Here is a 19745-nt window from a genome sequence, read left to right as displayed (position 1 = left end):
CGGGAGATATTGCGGTATCCCTGATCGTGGCAAAAAGTGAAAACCTAGTAGATATGACTAAATGGGAAAAGAAAAATGGACAAAAAAAATCCTAAACCAAAGTGGCTTAGGAAATCGGGTTGGGCTGTTATAAAACATTCAATACCTCGTAGCGGAATCGAACCGCTGATTCTGCCGTGAGAGGGCAGCGTCTTAACCGCTTGACCAACGAGGCACGGTATATTGTCCACTGAAGTGGACTTGTTTATATTATCTCATGAGTGAAGAAATTGCAAGTACTTTTTAAAACAGTTCTTCTCTCTTGAGAATACCTCGTAGCGGAATCGAACCGCTGATTCTGCCGTGAGAGGGCAGCGTCTTAACCGCTTGACCAACGAGGCTTATCAAGTGCTGCATGTCAGCAGCAACTCGATTATAATATTACATATCCGGAATTATTGCAAGTACTTTTTTGAAAAAAATTCAATTTTTTTATTTTTTCTTACTGAGCCCGCATAAGATCAAACAAACTGATCTGGTTGGAGTCCGGAATATCTCCCAGAAGTCCCATCTCCGCCATCTTGTCGATTACGCCCTGAGGACATTTGGTTCTCTGACGGAAGTCATCCTTGGACAGGAATGGTCCGTCCTTGGCTGCCTCCACGATCTGATCCGCAGCCTTCTCTCCCATGCCTCCGATACTGTTAAGGGCAGGCATGATCTTGTCGCCTATTACCTGGAACTCTCTGGACTTAACCTTGAAGATATCTATGGGCAGGAATTCTATTCCTCTCTCATACATCTCCTCAACCAGTCTCATATCACCGTACTCTGCCTGCTCGGTGTTGGACAGTTCGTCCTTTCTGTTCTGATAGTCCCTCATAATGGCATGAAGATGGTTCTCTCCCTGGCACATATGCTCATAGTTGAAGGCCTTGGCTCTTATGCTGAACCAGGCTGCATAGAAGGCCTGAGGTATATAAGCCTTGAAATATGCGATTCTCCAAGCCATCATAACGTAGGCCGCAGCATGGGCCTTGGGGAACATGTACTTGATCTTCTCGCAGGACCAGATATACCAGTCGGGAACGCCGTGGTCTATCATGTCTTTTTTCCAATCGGGCCAGTTCTTCTCCTTACCACCGGCAACCTTACCCTTACGCACTGCCTCCATGATCTTGAAGGACTCGGATTTATCCAGTCCCTTCTGGATCAGATAGATCATAATATCGTCACGACAACAGATACAGGTATCGATGGTGGCCTTACCTTCCTGGATAAGGGTCTGAGCATTGCCAAGCCATACGTCCGTACCGTGGGAAAGACCTGAAATCCTGATAAGGTGGGACAAGGATGAGGGCTTGGCATCAATAACCATCTGCATAGCGAAGTCAGTACCAAACTCGGGAAGTCCCAGACATCCAAGCTTTGTTCCACCAATCTGCTCAGGTGAAATATTAAGAGCCGTTGTGTTCATGAAAAGGCTCATAACATTCTTGTCATCAAGAGGCACCAGCTTGGGATCAAGACCGGTACAATCCTGAAGGAATCTTATCATTGTCGGATCATCGTGTCCGAGAATATCGAGCTTCAAAAGGTTATGATCGATGGAGTGATAGTCATAATGAGTTGTAATTGTAGCGGTAGTCATATCGTTGGCAGGATGCTGCACAGGGCAGAAGGAATTGATGTCCTCTCCCACCGGAAGAACTATGATACCACCGGGGTGCTGGCCGGTTCCGCGGCGGATTCCGGTGCAGCCCTGAACTATTCTGTTGATCTCACTCTTTCTCTTACTGCTTCCTATGGAGTCAAAATATTTTTTTACAAAGCCGTAGGCAGTCTTATCAGCCAGAGATGCTATGGTTCCGGCTCTGAAGGTCTGACCGTAGCCGAAAATAACCTCAGTATACTTGTGGGCCTTGGACTGATACTCACCGGAGAAGTTAAGGTCGATATCAGGCTCCTTGTCTCCCTTGAATCCAAGGAAGGTCTCGAAAGGAATATCAAATCCGTCCTTGTTCATCATATGTCCGCACTTGGGGCATCTCTTATCCGGCATATCACATCCGGAATTACCTCCGAAGGCCAATACTTCTTCCGATTCAAAATCGGAATACTTACACTTGGGGCAAACATAGTGAGGCGCCAGAGAGTTAACTTCCGTAATACCGGAAGTGAAAGCAACAAAAGAAGATCCTACAGAACCACGGGAGCCTACCAGATACCCGTCCTCGTTGGACTTCCAAACCAGCTTCTGGGCAATGATGTACATAACTGCGAAACCGTTCTTGATAATTGAATTAAGCTCTCTTTCAAGACGCTCCTTAACTATCTCGGGAAGCTCTTCACCATAGATCTCATGAGCCTTGTCGTAGCAGATCTTGGTGAGGATCTCGTCACTGTTCTCAATGACGGGAGCGCACTTGTCAGGACGAACCGGAGAAATGGAATCACACATATCCAGAATCTTCCTGGTGTTATCAATTACTATCTCCTTGGCCTTGTCACCGCCCAGGTAGTCAAACTCCTGCATCATTTCCTCTGTGGTCCTAAGGTACAAAGGTGCAGGTTCCTCCTCGTCCATACCTTTTCCCGCCATGATAATGGTTCTGTATATTTCATCCTCAGGGTTAAGGAAATGGGCGTCGCAGGTAGCAACAACAGGCTTGTTAAACTGTTCTCCAAGCCTTACTATCTCTTTATTTATCGCTCTGATGTCATCATCGGAGTTAATGTCTTCATATTTCTCGTTATCCACCATAAAGTGGTTGTTGGCGACGGGTTGAATCTCCAGATAATCATAGAAATCCACAAGCCTTGCGATCTCTTCGGGAGCTCGTCCCTCAACAACAGCGCCGTACAATTCTCCTGCGCAGCAGGCACTTCCGATAATAAGTCCCTCTCTGTGTTTGATAAGTTCGCTCTTTGGAATAAGAGGGAATCTTCTGAAGTAGTCTACGTGAGACTTACTTACTAGGGTATAGAGATTAACCCTTCCCAATGTATTCTTGGCCAGAATAATACAGTGATTGGGGCGAAGATGTCTTATCATCTCGGGTGTGGGCTTACCGAGGATATTCACATCGGTAAGATTAACTGCCTTCTGCTCCTTGAGCATTGGCACAAACTTATTGAATATCAGCGCCGTACATTCCGCATCATCCACCGCTCTGTGGTGGTGATCAAGAACTACATTAAGGGTCTTGGCTACCGCATCCAGAGTATGCTTGGCCTGAAGAGGGAAAAAGTATCTTGCAAGCCACATGGTATCAACGGTGGTATAGTCTACATCAATTCCCAAATCCTTACAGTTCTGGTTGATGAAGCTGATATCAAAGTTGACGTTATGACCTACCAGTACCGCATCCTTACAGAACTCCACAAACTGAGGGATAATAACCTCCCTTGTGGGTGCATCCATAACCATATCGTCGTTGATGCTGGTCAGCTTCTCAATCCTATAGGGAATCGGCACCTGAGGATTAATAAACTCCGAGAACCTGTCAATGATCTCACCGTTTCTTATCTTAACGGCGCCAATCTCGATAATTCTGTTCTTAATAGGCGAAAAACCTGTGGTCTCAATATCAAATACAACAAAGGTAGTATCATCCAGTGGCTGCCCCTTGTCATTTACAACAATTTCCTTGAGGTCATCTACCAGATAGGCCTCAACACCCAGGATCAGCTTAAAGAAATCCTGTCTGTCAATCGGAGGCTCGCCGGCTTCTTTCCTTCTCTTCTTCTCAGCTCCGTAGAGATCCTCCCATACATGGTTGGCATCGGTAAGCGCCTGAACAACGCCGTGGTCTGTGATGGCAATTCCCGGCATTCCCCATTTATAGGCCTGCTTGACGATGTTCTTAACCTCGGAAACCCCGTCCATATCACTCATCTTGGTGTGACAGTGAAGCTCAACACGCTTAACTTCAGCCCTGTCCACACGCTTTGTTGTAAAGTCGGGAATCTTCTTAACTCCTGCCACAGACTGAATCGACAGCTCATGGTCAAATTTGTCCACAGCAGCAATACCCTTAACCTTGATAAAGGCTCCGGGCTTGATATCCTTACAGATCTCAGGAACATCCTCAGTCTTAACAAACATCTTGACCGTGATGGAATCTGTAAAATCCGTTATGTCAAAAATGAGAATGCTCTTCTCATTCCTGATATCTCTCTTGTCAAAGGCTGTGATCTGTCCGTGAACAACAACTTCACCAAGTTCGCCCACGAGATCCACCAGCTTCATTGCCTCTTCTTCAAAATCTCTTCCGAAAATAACGTCAGGGTTATCGGATCTCTTATAGCTACCACCAAAGTCACCCTTCTTGCCGGCCCACTTGCCCTTGAAGGAAGGCTTGGCTTCTCCACCCTCTGCATTATCGGCATTAGGCGCCTTGCTTTCGGAAGGACCTGCAGCAGCGCCTGCACTGCCTGAAGCCTTCTGAGCAGCCTTTTCCTCTTTGAGTCTCTTCTTCTCCTCAGCAGCTGCTTCCACTGCTTCGAGTCTCCTGGCCATCTTGGCGGATTCACCGGAATAATCGGGCTCGGAATTCTCCTTCTCTACCTTGACAAATTCCGGAGAAATAGCCACTTCAAGGCCGCATCTTTCGTTGATTATCTTGGATAAAACCCTGATAAGGTCAGGAGCTTTCTTCTGTCCAACAACACTGTCTTCCAGCTGGATTATGAGATTATCCTGATCCGGGTACAAAAAATTGGCAGAACGAAAAAGACTATATTCCATATGGTCATAGTCTTTTAATTCTGCCTCAATGCTCTCTCTATAGATATCAAGCAGGTTCTCGGGAGTATACTGAGCCGACAGTGAAAACTTCTCGTAGATCTTGATCACCACGTCCTGTCCGGCAAAAAGCTGTTTCTTGATGCCGTTTTCCGTCTTAATAATGTCGGCCTTATCGATAAGCCTGGTACTTGAAATATATATCCTAATAATATCCTGCTTCCTGGTGGTGGACACCTTCTCCACCACAGTCTGCTCCATGATCTCCCTTGTGTGGGCATCAAGAGTCAGCGCAGGGAATACCTCAAAAAAATCTTTTGACATACCTTACTCCAAATCTTAACGGTAATTGTCCAGCTCTTCCTTAAGTACGCTAAGAAGCTGATCCTCGGGAATCTTCCTTATGATCTCACCATGTTTGATAAGAAGTCCCTCTCCGTCTCCGCCTGCAATTCCTATATCCGCTTCCTTGGCTTCACCCGGGCCGTTTACTGCGCAGCCCATAACCGCAACCTTGATGTTAAGGTCGTAGTTCTGAACAAGAGTCTCAACCTTATTGGCAAGTCCGATCAGATCAATACGGGTTCTGCCACAGGTAGGACAAGCGATAACCTCGATTCCGCCCTTACGGATATCAAGGGTTCTGAGAATCATCTTGGCTGTCTTGATCTCCTCAACAGGATCTCCCGACAGGGATACTCTGATGGTATCACCGATACCTTCATTCAGAATAATTCCAAGTCCTACTGAAGACTTAATGTTTCCTCCATAGACAGTGCCTGCCTCAGTGATTCCAACATGAAGCGGATAGCTGCACTGCTTGGCAAGAAGCTCGTGGGCCTTGACGCAGAGCATAACATTAGAGGACTTGATACTTACCACCATGTTGTCATAGCCAAGATCCTCTATGATTCCGATCTTATCAATAGCACTCTCCACCAGTCCCTCAGCGGTTACTCCGTGATATTTCTCTACAAGGTCCTTTTCCAGAGATCCGCTGTTAACCCCGACTCTGATGGGGATATTTCTTTCTTTTGCACAGGATACAACGGCAGCTATGCGCTCTTTTGAACCGATGTTTCCGGGGTTGATCCTGATCTTGTCGGCGCCGTTCTCCATTGCCGCAATAGCCATCTTGTAGTCAAAATGAATATCTGCAACAAGGGGAATGCTTATCTGCTTCCTGATCTCTCCGATAGCCCGGGCAGCCTCTTCTGTGGGGCAGGTGCATCTGATAATATCGCAGCCTGCGGCCTCAAGGCGGTGGATCTGCTCCACAGTTGCCTTCACATCCTCTGTTCTTGTATTGGTCATGGACTGGATAAGGATCGGATTACCTCCGCCTATTACCCTGTCTCCTATATGTACAACCTTAGTGTTATCTCTGTATGCCATATCGGCCTCCTTTTCACAACACAAGGTAGAACGGGATTTCTTCGCTGTTTCGCAGCTCTCGCAATCCCTACCTAGTGAACTTTGTAATATCATTGAATAATATGAACACCATTAATCCAAAGAGTGCCACCATTCCGATCATGTGTACAAAACCCTCTTTCTCAGGAGGAACGGGCTTGCCGAAGATCACTTCGATAAACTGGAATACAAGTCGTCCGCCGTCCAGCGCCGGTATAGGTAACAGATTCATCACTCCCAGATTCACAGACAAAAGAACTGTAAGTGACAGCATAGTAAGAATTACAGCTGACAGGCCATAGGGCTTGACCTCTTCATAGGTATCATCCACCATTTTGACCATTCCCACAGGACCTGATACATCGTCCTTGGAGAGCTTGCCCTTTACCAAAAGAGCAAGGCTTCTGTAGGTTGTCTTGAAATAATAGCGAACCTGATACCAGGCATATTTAAGAGCAGCAGGGCCCTTGACCCTCTCGTATTCGCCAAGATAGATTCCCATATAATATCTCTTGTCCTGATCGCTGTACTTGGGAAGAAGCGTTGTTGTATGCCTCTCTCCGTCTCTCTCATAGACAATCTCCATGGGGCTTCCCTCTGCGAACTGGGAAATAAGAGTAACCTCTCCGGCCATATAGACCTTCTCTCCATCCACAGATATGAACTTATCTCCAACCTGCATTCCGGCCTCAGCTGCCGCAGAATCTTCGGTCATCTTGTTGATGACAGGAAAATCCCAGGTAGAAAAACTCACAAGAAATACTGCCAGTATATATGCAATCAAAAAGTTGGCAAAGGGTCCTGCAAAAAGTGTGGCTATTCTTCTCCACACAGGTGCATTCCTGAAGGCATGCTCATCCAGTCCCTCTTTTTCCTCCTCCACAGGGTCCATACCGTCAAAGACGCAGGCGCCACCGATGGGAAGGAGCTTCAAGCTGTATAATGTATCGCCCTTTTGTTTCTTGAAAATTGTGGGGCCCATTCCGATAAAAAACTCTTTTACTCTTATGCCTCCGGACTTGGCCACAATGAAATGGCCGAATTCATGGGAAGCCACCAGTACTCCGAATATGATCAAAAATATAATTACACTGACTATCATTTAAGCCTGTATCTCCTTATCTGTCCAAATACTCGTAAGTCTCTGCCTCTGCAGCAAGAATCTGCTCAACCGTAGGATTATCCACAAGGCTGTGATGCTCCATGGCTCTCTCAATCATGTCATAGATCTCAAGATATCTGATGTCGCCCTTAAGGAAGCTCTTGACCGCCATCTCATTGGCAGCATTGAATACAGTGGGCATACTGCCGCCCTGCATTGCAGCATCGAAGGCAAGCTTAAGTCCTCTGAAGGTATCGGTATCGGGCTTTTCAAAGGTAAGCTGGTGAAGCTCAAACAGATCAAGCCTCTTCTCGTTCATGGGTCTTCTGTCCGGGTAAAAAAGCGCATACTGAATAGGCAGCTTCATATCCGGAACGCCCAGCTGAGCTATAACAGCCCCGTCCACGAATTGAACCGCACTGTGCACTATACTCTGGGGATGAACCACAACCTGAATATTATCAAGGCTTACATCAAAGAGCCATCTGGCCTCCATAACCTCAAGTCCCTTATTGACAAGGGATGAAGAATCTATGGTAACCTTGGGTCCCATATCCCAGTTGGGGTGCTTCAGGGCATCAGCTGCAGTCATATTCTCAAGATCTGCAATCTTCTTACCTCTGAAGGGACCACCGCTGGCTGTGAGAAGAATCTTCTCAACCTTATCACGAGGTTCTCCGTTAAGGGACTGGAAGATGGCACTGTGCTCACTGTCAACGGGAAGTATGGAAACTCCCTTCTCTCTTGCAAGCGACATTATAATATGTCCCGCGCATACAAGAGTCTCCTTGTTGGCAAGTGCAATGTCCTTACCTGCCTCGATAGCTCTGATCGTAGGTCTGATACCTATCATTCCAACCACCGCTGTAAGGACTGTATCAGCTTCAGGAAGACTTACAAGTTCAAGAAGTCCCTCCATTCCGCTGTATATCTTAACATCAAGATCCTTAACCCTCTCCTTGAGATCGAGGGCAGCCTTTTCGTCGAACATGCAGGCATGGGAAACATGAAATTCCCTTATCTGCTCTTCAACCATTTTCGCATTTGTATTAGCCGCAAGACCCACTACCGTAAGCTCCGAAGGGTTGTTTCTAACCACATCCAGAGTCTGGGTTCCTATGGAGCCTGTGGAACCAAGTAGAACTATTTTTCTCATTTATTTCTCCCGAATAATTATATGGTCATAATAAATCCATCATAAATTTACACTAGACATAATACCATAATCCACATGAAAAATAAAAAGGAGAATCCTATCAGAATTCTCCTTGAAATATCAGATATTTAGTCCTTATACCGCCATGGGCACCAGTACTGCCGCAAGGAAGTATATACAGGGTATAACAAAAATCACGCTGTCAAATCTGTCCATAATACCGCCGTGGCCCGGAATCAGTTTGCCGTAATCCTTGATATTGTGGTCCCTCTTGATACCTGAAGCCAACAGGTCTCCCAGCTGGGAAATTATGCTGCCCACAAAGGTAATTATGAGAAGAACATAAAATACATTAGGATTGTGTATCTCCCTGTAAAGAAGATATCCAAATATCAGTCCCACTGCCATGCTGCCCAGCACTCCGCCAATGGCACCCTCCACCGTCTTCTTGGGTGAAAGTACCGGCACCAGCTTGTGCCTGCCAAAAGCCTTGCCTGCGAAGAATGCACAGGTATCGCACACCCAGGCAATAAAAGGAATCCATGCCAGATAGGCCCCATAGGGACGTATTCTCAAAAGATATACGAAGGACATGTTAACCGGCGCATATAAAAAGCAGAAAAACGTGGACATGGCCTGAACCGATGTGTATCTGGGAAAACTTATCACGTAACACACCATGATCAGGAAAAATGCAAACATCACGGAAAAGATATAGTATCTGTAATCCTTCACCAGCATCATCTGAATGTAGTGAACAAGGATAGAAATGTATCCGCACACTTCAATGGAATTGCATTTCTTGCCTTGCTGATGCACTCCTGTCGCCCTTGTCAGCTCGAAGAAACTGATACAGGACACCGCCAGAAGAGTTGCCGATAATATATACCCTCCGGGAATCAGCACTGCAGCCAGCACGATTGCTATTATAACACCACTGATAACTCTAGTTTTCAATTTGTTATACCAGCCTTATTTTAGGTTTTAAGTCCGCCAAACTTCCTGTTTCTGCCGGAATAGGACTCAATAGCCTTAACCAGCTCAGCCTTGTTGAAATCAGGCCATGCCACAGGAGTGTAGTAAAACTCAGTATAAGCGCACTGCCATAAAAGATAATTGGAAATTCGCTGTTCATTGCAGGTTCTGATAAGAAGATCCGGATCCGGCATAAAGCTGGTATCCAGGTTCTGTGCGATCATCTCCTCAGTAATTGCATCAGCGGATATCTCACCGCCCTGAACCTTGGCAGCCACCTTCCTTACTGCTCTTGTAATCTCATCCCTGCCTCCATAGTTGATGGCAATGGTGAAGGTAAGTCCGGTGTTACCTGCGGTAGCTTCCTCAAGCTCTGCAATAGCTGCCTGAATATCCTCGGAAAGAGCCGATCTCTCGCCGATGACACGACAGCGAACATTATTCTTCATGGACTTCTTGATACTGGTCTTTAAGTAATTGCGAAGTATCGTCATAAGAGCTGAAACCTCAGCCTCAGGTCTGGACCAGTTCTCAGTTGAAAAAGCATAGACCGTGAGATACTTGATACCAAGATCCCTGGCATCTACCAGGATGTCCTCAACGGCTTTAGCTCCCTGCATGTGACCATAGTTACGAGGCATGCCCTTTTCCTTGGCCCACCTTCCGTTACCGTCCAATATGATTGCCACATGCTGGGGGATATTTAAATTTTCTTCCATACTAAAGTCCTTAAAAATCTCAAGATCAGACTGTCATGATCTCTTTATTCTTCTCCTCAACGGTTGCATCAATATCCTTGATGAACTTGTCAGTGATCTTCTGAAGTTCATCGTTAAGATCGTTGATCTCGTCCTCAGAAACATCGGAGCCTTTGAGCTTCTTGAAAGCATCATTGCCGTCACGTCTTACGTTTCTGACTGCAACCTTGGCATCCTCACCCTTCTTGCGGATGTCCTTGGTGAGCTGTTTTCTGCGCTCCTCAGTGAGCTCAGGGAAAACAAGTCTGATAACAGTGCCGTCGTTGCTGGGGGTGATACCAAGATCGGAAGCCATGATAGCCTTCTCAATGTCCTTGATAAGAGTCTTATCCCAAGGTGCGATCTGAATAATACGTGCCTCAGGGATGGAAACGTTACCTACCTGCTGAATTGGTGTAGGTGTTCCGTAATAATCAACCTTTATCTTATCAAGTACGTGAGGATTAGCTCTTCCTGCGCGGATAGATGCAAGCTCCTCCTTGAGGAAATCAAATGACTTCTGCATTTTGTCATTATAAGCTTTTACTCTCTCGTTCATACATTTATCCTCCTAATTATCAGTCACAGGTTACGGTGGTTCCGTCGAAATCACCTGCTGCTGCCTTTACAATGCTGCCTTCCTCCTGGAGTGCGAATACTCTCATGGGAACCTTATTATCTCTTGCCAGTATTGAAGCTGTCATATCAACAACCTGAAGGTTATTGGCTATAACCTCGTCAATTGATATCTTGTCATATCTCTTGGCATCAGGATTCTTGGCCGGATCTGAATCATAGACTCCGTCAATTGCCTTTGCAAGAAGAATGTAATCAGCCTCTACCTCAATGGCCCTAAGGACAACTCCGGTATCTGTTGAGAAGTAAGGATGTCCTGTGCCGCCTGCAAAGAATACAACCATGTTGTGAGCAAAATACTTGTTTGCTCTGTCCTTGGAAAAAAGTTTGGTAAATGAGCCACATTCGAATGGAGTAAGTATGTTGGTCATCATACCTTCACTTCTGAAGATCTCTGAAACATAGATGCAGTTCATTACAGTTGCAAGCATTCCGATCTGATCAGCCTTAGTTCTGTCGATGTTCTCGCTGGTGCGACCGCGCCAGAAGTTGCCACCGCCGATAACGATGCCTACCTCAGTGCCGCCATCCACAAGCTGTTTAACCTGAAGTGCAACCTTTCTGACAGTTTCCTCGTCGAAGCCTGTCTTTTTGGGGCCTGCCAGGGCCTCACCGCTAAGCTTTAATAAAATTCTCATCATTCACTCCAATATTGATATTGTTATTATCTGTTCTTAAGAGTCTCAAAGAACTCAGAAGGATTAACATCGGCATAAGCCTGAGAGCACATACCCTCGATAACGGCACCGTTGTTGATCTGAACTGACTGAGACTTGATATTACCCATAACGATGGCTGTTGTATCAAGAACTACAGGTCCGTGAACGTCGATATCGCCCTTAACAGCGCCTGCAATAACAGCTGATGAGCCATAAATATTACCAACGATAACAGTGCTCTGTCCAACCTTGACACTGCCTCTTGATCTTACTTCACCTGTGATTCTTGCTGACTCTGCATAGATCTCTGCTGCATCTGAATCGCCGATGATCTCACCTGTTACATTGAGCTTGCCAAGGCACTTAAGATTGCCTGACACCTTTCCAACAAGATCAAGTGATCCTGTTGTCTGTAAATCTCCTGTGATTACCATTCCTTCGGTAATGACAGCTGTCTCATCTGTAGGTGTCTGCTGTTCAAATTCCATAGCTACATTTCCCCCATAATTATATGTATTTTCCACAACAGGAGCTGCTGCCTGGCTTGCGTAGGTATCAACATTCCCACTGCTGATAGCTTCCAGGGCGCTCATAGGAGTTGTCTCCTTAGGCTGTGCTGCGGTCTGTTCTTCAACTACAGGCTCAAAGGTATTGGCCTTGGGCTCGTCAAATACAGGATCGTTGAATACTGTCTCCTGCTCAGGTTCCTTAACCTCAGAAATTGCTGGTTCAGGTGCTGCAACAGATTCCTCCCCTTTGATGTCCTCCAGCTTGATGTCATCAAGTCTGTTAAGCATTGTGTCAAGATCAACCTTCTCGGATTTCTCTTCCTTTTTCTCCTCGCTCTTAGCTTCTTCGGGAGCGGCTGTTTCTTCGGAAGTGTCCTCAGGCATAAGTGTGTTTACAGCCTGTGAAAGATCACTCTTGAGTTCTGAAAAAAATCCCATTTTCATATCCTCCATTCATTACTGATTTCTTAAAATTTGATATGTTGAACCGGTAACGTATCGTCCGTTATCGGAACTATCACTGTGTCATCCATGGCCTGTATGGCCTCTATGATCCCGGGCAGAGCCTCAACGGTACTCTTCTTGTCCGCAGAATCGTGCATCAGCACGATGCAGTGCTTGAACCTCGGGATATTATTAACTATATTGCTGTAGATTGTATCCTTGTTGGCACCGGATCTGTCATCTCCGGCAGAGACGTTCCAGTCATAAAAAGTGACTTCCTGCCCCTTGAGATATTCAGCCAGTTCGGACATATCTGCCTTGCTGACGGAATTAGAACTTCCTCCCGGGAATCTGTAATATTTGGACCAGACTCCTGTTGTCTCATAGAGAAAAACTCTGAGTTTCTCCAGATCGGCTCTGAAGGCCTCCGGAGAATCATATATAACGCTGTACTTGTGGCTATAGGAATGCATTCCAAGAGTGTGTCCCTCATCCACAATGCGCTTGTAGGCATCGGTATATCTGGCATCGGGCTTGCCGCAGACAAAGAAAGTAGCCTTGACGTCATATTCCGCAAGAATATCAAGAATCTCATCGGTGGAGGAACTTGGTCCGTCATCAAAGGTAAGATACACATATCTTGTTCCCTCAATATCCTCGGGATTCTGAGCTCCGCTCATCTCAACCACCGCATAATCCGTATCATATTCTTCCGTGTCCGGTGCAGGTCCCTCAGTCACATCCTGCGGGTCACCCTCCGGCTCCTTGGCCAGTGCCACACCATTAAAGGATCCCTCATCAGAAGCGCCGGATTCCGAAAGTATATCCATCTCGCTTCCGTAGCGTTCTCTGTACCAATCAAGATCGGCCTTGGTCTGTTCATAGTCAGTTCTCAGTCTGTCAAATCGAACTGCCAGCACCAGACATATACTGGTCGGTATAAGACAGGACAGCACCACTGCGGCCACAATCAGCCTGCGCAGTTTCTTGACCCTGCCGCTGTATTCTTTCTTTTTCTTACCCCCGCTGCTTAGAGCCATCTGGAAAACAAACTCTCCCCCAATAATTATATGTAACCAAATGATAGTATAGCATAGATTCGTCAACACCAAAAGGGATTTTAAAAAGAAACCTCGGAGGGTTTGCACCTTCCGAGGTTAATATCAGAAATTGCCTGCCAGAAGATTTCCGGCCGAGGTATAGGTCATTATATATTCGTCATATTCTCCGGCATTAACTCCCATTGCCTGGGAATTGGTGCTACCTCCGTGGAAGGTATAGCCGGTATCGGCGATGTTTACAACGTCAAAGGCAACAGGCTTGCCATTTTTCAAAAATACCGTTCTTACTCCTACTCCCTGAATATCCTTCTCGGAGTAATTTGTTGCAGATACTTCAAGACAATTGCCGTTCTTGGAAGCATCCAGATTAACCGAGGAATAAGTGCAGTTACCGGTCTCTTTGACACTAAACTCGTATTTGCAGCTCTTAAGTCCCGGGTTCTTGCTGTTCACAAACTGCCCGTACAGTATGAACCTCTGCCCCTTTTTGACCGCTTCGGAATAGTCATTAACCTTGTTCAAAGCCTTACCGGCCTTGTCGTAGGAGGTAAAATCGGCGCTTACAGATATATCCTTACCGGTGTTGTTGGTGGCAATAAGCACATAGTAGGTGCACCACCCCATGTCATCCGGAATCATGTATTCACTTTCAATGGTGATATTCTTAACGGAAGGATCCGCTGCCCTGGCAACAGATGCATTGAGAGTAAAAAAAAGAGCTATCCCCATAGCCGCCAAAATCGAAAAAATCCTTTTCTTCATACGCACCTCCGACATAATTTTTTATATATCTATTATGTCGGATTTCAGAAGAGAAAAATAGCTCTCAAGCCCAGATTTTATGCACATTTTAGCATTATAACCAACTTATAAATTTTATAAAATTTTATTAAATTTTTCACTCCGAAAGGGGTCTGTAGACAACCGAGTATCCACCCATATTTTCGGTCACATAACCCTCGCCTTTCTCAAAAAGACTGAGCTCTGAACTTGCCACCACGAAAACAGTGCTTGAATACTGATCATCAAGGACATCCTCGGGAAGGTCCGCAAAGGTAAAATTGCCAAAGGAGCTGGCTGTGCGGAATTCAGCGTATGGATCCTTGTAAACCACGGTTTCTGCGAACTTTCTCGGGTCATATTCGTTGTAATACAGCGCTATCATGTAAGGTGAAGACAGTCCCTCATAGGTAGACCAGACAGGGCGCTCATCTCCCGCAACCTCATAGGCTCTCCCAATGGCATCACCGTAGGTTGGCATGAACACACTGATGGTATTGCTGTTGTACAGGCTAAAATAGTCCCTTGTGAAGGCCGCAGTGGCCAAAAACACAAGCACTATAAGCACAGCCACCAGCTTTTTGGACTGTTCTGCCGCAAAAGCAGCGCCTTTGACAAAATAAAATATAAGCGGCAGGAAGATCATGACCATTCTGCTGATATCAGCGGTTATGAGAAGCGATAGAACAATGCAGGCTGTCAGCGTTGAATTCCAGATAACATTGATAGTCTTGTTCTCATCCTCACTGGTCTGTCCAAGGTTCATGGTTCTTTCGTAGCTGTTATTTTTTCTCGGAACAAGAGCAAAGCCCTCAATTGCCTCCTTGTATGACACAGCAATGCCAAGGAAAGTGATGGGGAATGTAAATTCCAGCAGTGTCGAATATCCCGGAATAAAATGACAGAGCATATCAGAATCATCCCCGAAGGTTACAATCCTTATAAGCGTCACCAGATTATTCCAGAGCTGCGCAGGAAGAGTCTTGTCCAGCTTAAGAAAAACTTCTTCGCTTCTTGATGAAGTAAATCTGTTGATGGTAAAAAGGCCGGTGTGGATCTCCGGAAGCCCCAGATAATTAACCCCATAGAAAACAAGGAGCGGCAGGAAGATCAAAAGAAAAACTACTCCCGAAGCCACTAGCTGCCCTATGGTAATAGCTCTTTTTCTCACGCAGTAGATAAGGGCCAAAAGAAGAGTGATCGGAACAACTATCGTTGCTGATCCATAGGTATACATACAAATGGCATATACCGCTGCACTAAGGACGTACAGCAGGCTGCTGCGCTTTCTTACAGCCAACATGAACAGATATGTGGCAAGCGCAAGAACAAAGGGCATGATATTGCTGTCAAGACTCCATCTTGAGAGGATAACATGCCAGGGACAAACCGCAAGGAAAAAAGCCCCGAACAGGGCGATGCCGTTCCTGTTGCCCTCATATTTACCGTAGCCAAAAGCTTCCCTGAGAATAAAAAAGAACAAAAGAACCGTAAGAATACCGCAGATTGCAGGAATAAGCCTAAGCTTCAGCACTCCCGTTCCAAACAATCTGACCGAAAACATATTAAGATAGATAAGAAGCGGACTTCCACCGCCGCAGCCCCAGGTTATGGGATAAACCGGGTACGAATAGCCGTTTCTGTCTATTCCGTAGCGGGCAAGCGCATAGGCTTCATAACCAATGGAAGCCTCATCCTGCTGAAGTCCCGCAGGTATAGCGGTAAGCTTGTAGAGTCTTAAAAAAGCTGCTATAAGGATTATTCCGGCAAGAAGCAGGTATGTAAGACCATTTTCCCAAGTAAATCTCTCTTTTTTCTTACCCCTTGCGTTGTATCCCCGTGCATAAATAACAACGGCCGCCGCACATATCAATATGCACGCAGCCGTCGCTATATAATTGTAATAATCGATAATCCTCATCCCAACATCCCCGCTATCTGGCGTTCATGGCTGCTGCCCAGTCTCCTATCCCCATGTAGGCTGCCGCCCGCTGTATATATTCTCCGGCGTTAGCGCCGTTCATCTGCTGATAATATTCAAAGGCCAGCTTCCTTGAACCGTCCTGTCTTGTAAGCCCCACGGGAAGTCCCTGGGAAACCTCAGTTTCAATGTCAGTTTGACGATTAAATACTATCATATTTATATATCTATTGGTAGCGGCTCTTTGATAAGCATAAACAATTGCCGCCGCCTGAGCTTCCTCACCCTGATTGGAGGAATACCCAACCTCCGTAAGAAGTATCGGGCGCACTGCTCCCTTGGTGTTAAGCATGGCAGGCTGACACATGTAATCTGTCAGCTGTTCAATATTTTCCATGGAAATATAAGGCGAATTGATATTGTGCTGTATCATTGACGCTGCCTTGGCATCCTTTGGTGTCCAAAAGCTGGTCCAGGTCATCGGATAATTGTAGGGATGCTGAGCAAGAGCCCAGTCAATATTGCCCTCAGCACAGATACAGGCATTCATTGCCTCCAAAAAGCTCCTCGCTGAAAAATATGAAGCATTATGTGTGTGTGTCCAGTTCTGATCCACGCTGCAGCATACATAAGCATTGGCGTTCCTGCTCTTAATAGCCGTATAGCATACCCTTAGCTCATTTGCATAGAGCCGGGCATAGGTCATAAGATCGGATACATCGGTGTGATTCCAGGCATTCTTGGCATTGACCTCATTGGCAATAACCCAGTTGTCCACCTGGCCAAAGCCGTTCTGACCATTATATCTGTAAGCCAGGTAAGATACCACTGCCTCCAGATTCTCAAGCCCCTGATCCTCAGAGGTATTCATCATGTAGTACTCTGCTTTTCCAAGACCAGCCCTGGAATAAGGAGAGATCATGAACTCCTCCCCCTGTCTCCAGGGATTGAGAAGCACCATTGTAACCCCCATGCCCTGCTGAGTACAGGTCCTTGCGCAGTGGTCGTACTGACTAAGGTAAGAAGAGTCATAATAGTAAGTCTTACCGTTGTATTCATAGACAACCTGGCCGTTGCCGCCTATTACATCCTCAAGATTGATATTGTAGGCTGCCTGCTGAACTCCGAGAGTCGGAGCCTCGTTATTGCCGTTGCCGATCTTGGCCCCGTCCAGGATCAGTCCTTTTTTACCGTCATTCTTCCTTGGGATGGACCAGCCGCAGACAGCCTCCGGATTGGTGATATAACGGCTGCCGGTGACGGGAACAAACGCACCGCCCTGAAGAACCGCTACCTGAAACTTGTCATAGAGATGACAGGATACCGTTTTCCTCTCCAGAGGAAAATTAAATGATACATTTGGGGCTATCGGCGCCTGCGCTACAGGTGCTCCCGCCGGACCTGTCTGATAAACCTTCTCGGCAAAAAGATAGTATTTACCATCATCGCTGGCAGGATTGTCAGAAGTAACTGCTGTGACGATCACGTTTTCGCCGGAAATAGTTGCAGAGCCTATGGAGACTGCGCCGTTTCCTTCCGCCTGCACCTCTATGCCGCCCCAGCAGACTCCTGCTGCAATTGCCAAAGCAGCTGCCATCGCTGCCAGTAATCCAGATATAGCCTTATTTGTCATATACACCCCTCATTGTTTATGAAAATATCCGATATCAATAATCAACCTTCATCATGCACAGTCCCTCAGGTCTTGCAGTAGGGCCCGATCTCTGCCTGTCACAGGCTTCCAGAATGTCCTTCATATCATCAGCCTTGATATTGCCGTAGCCCACTTCCAGGAGCGTTCCTGTCAGTATTCTTACCATATTCTGCAGGAATCCGTTTCCATGGAAGTAGAATCTGATATAATTGCCGCTCTCTTCGATCTTGATATTGTCAACGCATCTGACCGTGGACTTCTTCATCTTGGTATTGCCGCAAAAGCTCTTGAAATCATGGGTTCCGATCAGATACTCAGAAGCCTTTTGCATCTCATCCACATCAGGCTTCTTCTCAAGAACGGTCACATATTTTCTGTCAAAAACAGGCTTGGATGCCCCGTACCAGCAGGTATACCTATAGGTCTTGCCGATGGCGTTGTACCTGGCATGAAATCTGTCTGCGCAGATTCTGACCTCATTTACGCTGATATCGTCCGGGAGATACCTGTTCATATATTCCTGTATCTCACTTTCAGTCATATTCGTATCAAGTGCGCAGTTGGCAGTCATTGCCCTTGCATGAACCCCAGCGTCAGTCCTTCCGGCTCCAATCAGATTAATGTCCGTGGTGCCTGTCATTTTCTTAAGCACTTCCTCGAGCTTGCCCTGAATGGTCATATCCTTGCCGGGCTGCCTCTCCCATCCGTAAAACCTTGTTCCGTCGTAGCTTATAATAAACTTATAGTTTCGCATACCGTCGCATCTTCCCTGTTCTTCTGTAATTTCCGTAAAAAAATGATATAGATACCGCGAATGTGTATCTATATCATTATAACTTATTTCAGCTCTTAAATCATGCAATTATCCTACAAGTCTGTAATGTATCTTGTCTGCAAAGGCCATAAGACCTGCTATTTTGAGCACATCCTTATCCTCAATCGCAGCTCCAAACTTGCTTTCAAGAACCGGTACAAGCATTTTCTCATCAAAAGTAAGAAGCAGCTCCATAGCCATATCATAATAGGGCTCCTTGATATCGTTCAGACAATCAAAAAGAAAATCTATTCCCACGATATTCCTTGGCTGTCCCATCATCTTAAGAAGTCTTATGCAGTTGCATACGTAGAAGGGATCCGTATATGCCTCAATATCAAAAATGCATCGTATATCCCTGATCTCCAGCTTGTTGATCCCGAAAATGATGGTTCCAAGAGTTGCATCATCCAGCACCATGCTGTTAAGGGCAGTAAGGATATTGTCTCCGTTTTGAAGATTCTTGATCTCGTTCCGCAGCTGTTTTCTGGGATCGTAGCCTCTAAACTCCGTCTTAAGCATCGCAGACTCCCAGTCATAACGAAGCTGCCTCCAGTCTGCGCTCAGAAGCTTTTTCATATCTTTTTTGTACTTATTGTAAACTTTCTGCCATTCACAATAGGCATTAGTACTCTGCATGTAATCATATTCAAGATTAAAGAGTATGTCCTTGTATTTCTCGGAAAAGGGCGATTCGAAGCCCAGAGTTTCAAAGGCCTCAACGCATTCGTGGTCATACTGCCAGACGGAGGGTTCCCCCGTCCTGTAATTCTTGTCCACATAGAAAAAGGTGTGCTTGCCCTCTCTGTAGGCATGGGGACCATATAGCTCCTTCAAACACCTGCGCCCCAATAAGCCTGCTTCTCCATAGTGAACCTTGATTCTTCTGCCATCTATATACACCACCGCATCAGCCGGTTCCGAAAAATATGCTATCAGATCCAGCGGATAATAGCGGTCTGCTATACACAACCATTTCCCGCTGTCGCTTATCAGTATCTCGTTGCTGCGCTCCCCTTTTTCTGTCACATATACACTGAATTCTTCATCCTCAAGAAGTCTTGATATCTCGGAAGCGCTGAAATAATCTCCCAGGTAGGGAATCTGCTTTTTAAAAAGATTAAATATTGACCATGTTTTTTTCATGCTAGTATTATA

Annotated in this window: 15 protein-coding genes and 2 tRNA genes; all 17 read right to left on the bottom strand. The window is 46.0% G+C overall.

The window, feature by feature from the left end; all coding sequences use genetic code 11:
• Positions 1-142 precede the first annotated feature (142 nt).
• Positions 143-214: transfer RNA gene (locus tag G588_RS0113240), tRNA-Glu, on the bottom strand.
• A 94-nt stretch (positions 215-308) separates the two neighbouring features.
• Positions 309-380: transfer RNA gene (locus G588_RS0113235), tRNA-Glu, on the bottom strand.
• Between the two features lie 101 nt (positions 381-481).
• Complete coding sequence (locus G588_RS0113230) at positions 482-5050, bottom strand: PolC-type DNA polymerase III (protein ID WP_022779219.1); 4569 nt, start codon at positions 5048-5050, stop codon at positions 482-484.
• A 15-nt stretch (positions 5051-5065) separates the two neighbouring features.
• A complete protein-coding gene (gene ispG / locus G588_RS0113225) occupies positions 5066-6121 on the bottom strand; it encodes a flavodoxin-dependent (E)-4-hydroxy-3-methylbut-2-enyl-diphosphate synthase (RefSeq protein WP_022779218.1) in 1056 nt (351 codons plus the stop codon).
• Between the two features lie 67 nt (positions 6122-6188).
• A complete protein-coding gene (gene rseP / locus G588_RS0113220; RefSeq protein ID WP_022779217.1) occupies positions 6189-7241 on the bottom strand; it encodes an RIP metalloprotease RseP in 1053 nt (350 codons plus the stop codon).
• Between the two features lie 16 nt (positions 7242-7257).
• Positions 7258-8397: a 1-deoxy-D-xylulose-5-phosphate reductoisomerase gene (locus tag G588_RS0113215; RefSeq protein WP_022779216.1), complete on the bottom strand. Its 1140-nt coding sequence runs from the start codon at positions 8395-8397 to the stop codon at positions 7258-7260.
• 135 nt (positions 8398-8532) lie between these two features.
• Positions 8533-9354: a phosphatidate cytidylyltransferase gene (locus tag G588_RS0113210; protein WP_022779215.1), complete on the bottom strand. Its 822-nt coding sequence runs from the start codon at positions 9352-9354 to the stop codon at positions 8533-8535.
• A 20-nt stretch (positions 9355-9374) separates the two neighbouring features.
• Positions 9375-10091, bottom strand: coding sequence for an isoprenyl transferase (locus G588_RS0113205; RefSeq protein ID WP_022779214.1), 717 nt, complete (start codon positions 10089-10091; stop codon positions 9375-9377).
• A gap of 25 nt (positions 10092-10116) precedes the next feature.
• Positions 10117-10668, bottom strand: a complete 552-nt coding sequence (frr, locus tag G588_RS0113200) for a ribosome recycling factor (protein WP_022779213.1) — start codon at positions 10666-10668, stop codon at positions 10117-10119.
• A gap of 19 nt (positions 10669-10687) precedes the next feature.
• Complete coding sequence (gene pyrH / locus G588_RS0113195; protein WP_026668782.1) at positions 10688-11386, bottom strand: UMP kinase; 699 nt, start codon at positions 11384-11386, stop codon at positions 10688-10690.
• A 23-nt stretch (positions 11387-11409) separates the two neighbouring features.
• Positions 11410-12351, bottom strand: coding sequence for a polymer-forming cytoskeletal protein (locus tag G588_RS20275; protein WP_022779211.1), 942 nt, complete (start codon positions 12349-12351; stop codon positions 11410-11412).
• Positions 12352-12380: 29 nt separating this feature from the next.
• Positions 12381-13397, bottom strand: a complete 1017-nt coding sequence (locus tag G588_RS21675) for a polysaccharide deacetylase family protein (RefSeq protein WP_022779210.1) — start codon at positions 13395-13397, stop codon at positions 12381-12383.
• Between the two features lie 123 nt (positions 13398-13520).
• Positions 13521-14180, bottom strand: coding sequence for a hypothetical protein (locus G588_RS0113180; RefSeq protein ID WP_022779209.1), 660 nt, complete (start codon positions 14178-14180; stop codon positions 13521-13523).
• Positions 14181-14316: 136 nt separating this feature from the next.
• Positions 14317-16119 (bottom strand): ArnT family glycosyltransferase, encoded by a 1803-nt coding sequence (locus tag G588_RS0113175; RefSeq protein ID WP_022779208.1) that lies wholly within the window; start codon positions 16117-16119, stop codon positions 14317-14319.
• A gap of 13 nt (positions 16120-16132) precedes the next feature.
• A complete protein-coding gene (locus G588_RS0113170) occupies positions 16133-17752 on the bottom strand; it encodes a DUF5722 domain-containing protein (protein WP_022779207.1) in 1620 nt (539 codons plus the stop codon).
• Positions 17753-17786: 34 nt separating this feature from the next.
• Positions 17787-18527 (bottom strand): tRNA pseudouridine(38-40) synthase TruA, encoded by a 741-nt coding sequence (gene truA, locus G588_RS0113165; RefSeq protein ID WP_022779206.1) that lies wholly within the window; start codon positions 18525-18527, stop codon positions 17787-17789.
• A 108-nt stretch (positions 18528-18635) separates the two neighbouring features.
• On the bottom strand, positions 18636-19733 hold the full coding sequence (locus G588_RS0113160) for a hypothetical protein (protein ID WP_022779205.1): 1098 nt from the start codon (positions 19731-19733) through the stop codon (positions 18636-18638).
• Positions 19734-19745: the final 12 nt, after the last annotated feature.

The organism is Butyrivibrio sp. AE3009 (assembly GCF_000420845.1).
Classification (GTDB): Bacteria; Bacillota; Clostridia; order Lachnospirales; family Lachnospiraceae; genus Butyrivibrio.
Note: the sequence above shows the minus strand (reverse complement) of the source record. Positions and strands in the feature narration are given on the sequence as shown.

Bases quoted from the DNA above. Each gene is read 5' to 3' on its own strand.
- G588_RS0113160 (WP_022779205.1), bottom strand. From the start codon at position 19,733: ATGAAAAAAACATGGTCAATATTTAATCTTTTTAAAAAGCAGATTCCC.
- G588_RS0113205 (WP_022779214.1), bottom strand. From the start codon at position 10,091: ATGGAAGAAAATTTAAATATCCCCCAGCATGTGGCAATCATATTGGAC.
- G588_RS0113230 (WP_022779219.1), bottom strand. From the start codon at position 5,050: ATGTCAAAAGATTTTTTTGAGGTATTCCCTGCGCTGACTCTTGATGCC.
- G588_RS0113170 (WP_022779207.1), bottom strand. From the start codon at position 17,752: ATGACAAATAAGGCTATATCTGGATTACTGGCAGCGATGGCAGCTGCT.
- G588_RS21675 (WP_022779210.1), bottom strand. From the start codon at position 13,397: ATGGCTCTAAGCAGCGGGGGTAAGAAAAAGAAAGAATACAGCGGCAGG.
- ispG (WP_022779218.1), bottom strand. From the start codon at position 6,121: ATGGCATACAGAGATAACACTAAGGTTGTACATATAGGAGACAGGGTA.
- G588_RS0113175 (WP_022779208.1), bottom strand. From the start codon at position 16,119: ATGAGGATTATCGATTATTACAATTATATAGCGACGGCTGCGTGCATA.
- truA (WP_022779206.1), bottom strand. From the start codon at position 18,527: ATGCGAAACTATAAGTTTATTATAAGCTACGACGGAACAAGGTTTTAC.
- G588_RS0113215 (WP_022779216.1), bottom strand. From the start codon at position 8,397: ATGAGAAAAATAGTTCTACTTGGTTCCACAGGCTCCATAGGAACCCAG.
- G588_RS0113180 (WP_022779209.1), bottom strand. From the start codon at position 14,180: ATGAAGAAAAGGATTTTTTCGATTTTGGCGGCTATGGGGATAGCTCTT.
- G588_RS20275 (WP_022779211.1), bottom strand. From the start codon at position 12,351: ATGGGATTTTTTTCAGAACTCAAGAGTGATCTTTCACAGGCTGTAAAC.
- pyrH (WP_026668782.1), bottom strand. From the start codon at position 11,386: ATGATGAGAATTTTATTAAAGCTTAGCGGTGAGGCCCTGGCAGGCCCC.
- rseP (WP_022779217.1), bottom strand. From the start codon at position 7,241: ATGATAGTCAGTGTAATTATATTTTTGATCATATTCGGAGTACTGGTG.
- frr (WP_022779213.1), bottom strand. From the start codon at position 10,668: ATGAACGAGAGAGTAAAAGCTTATAATGACAAAATGCAGAAGTCATTT.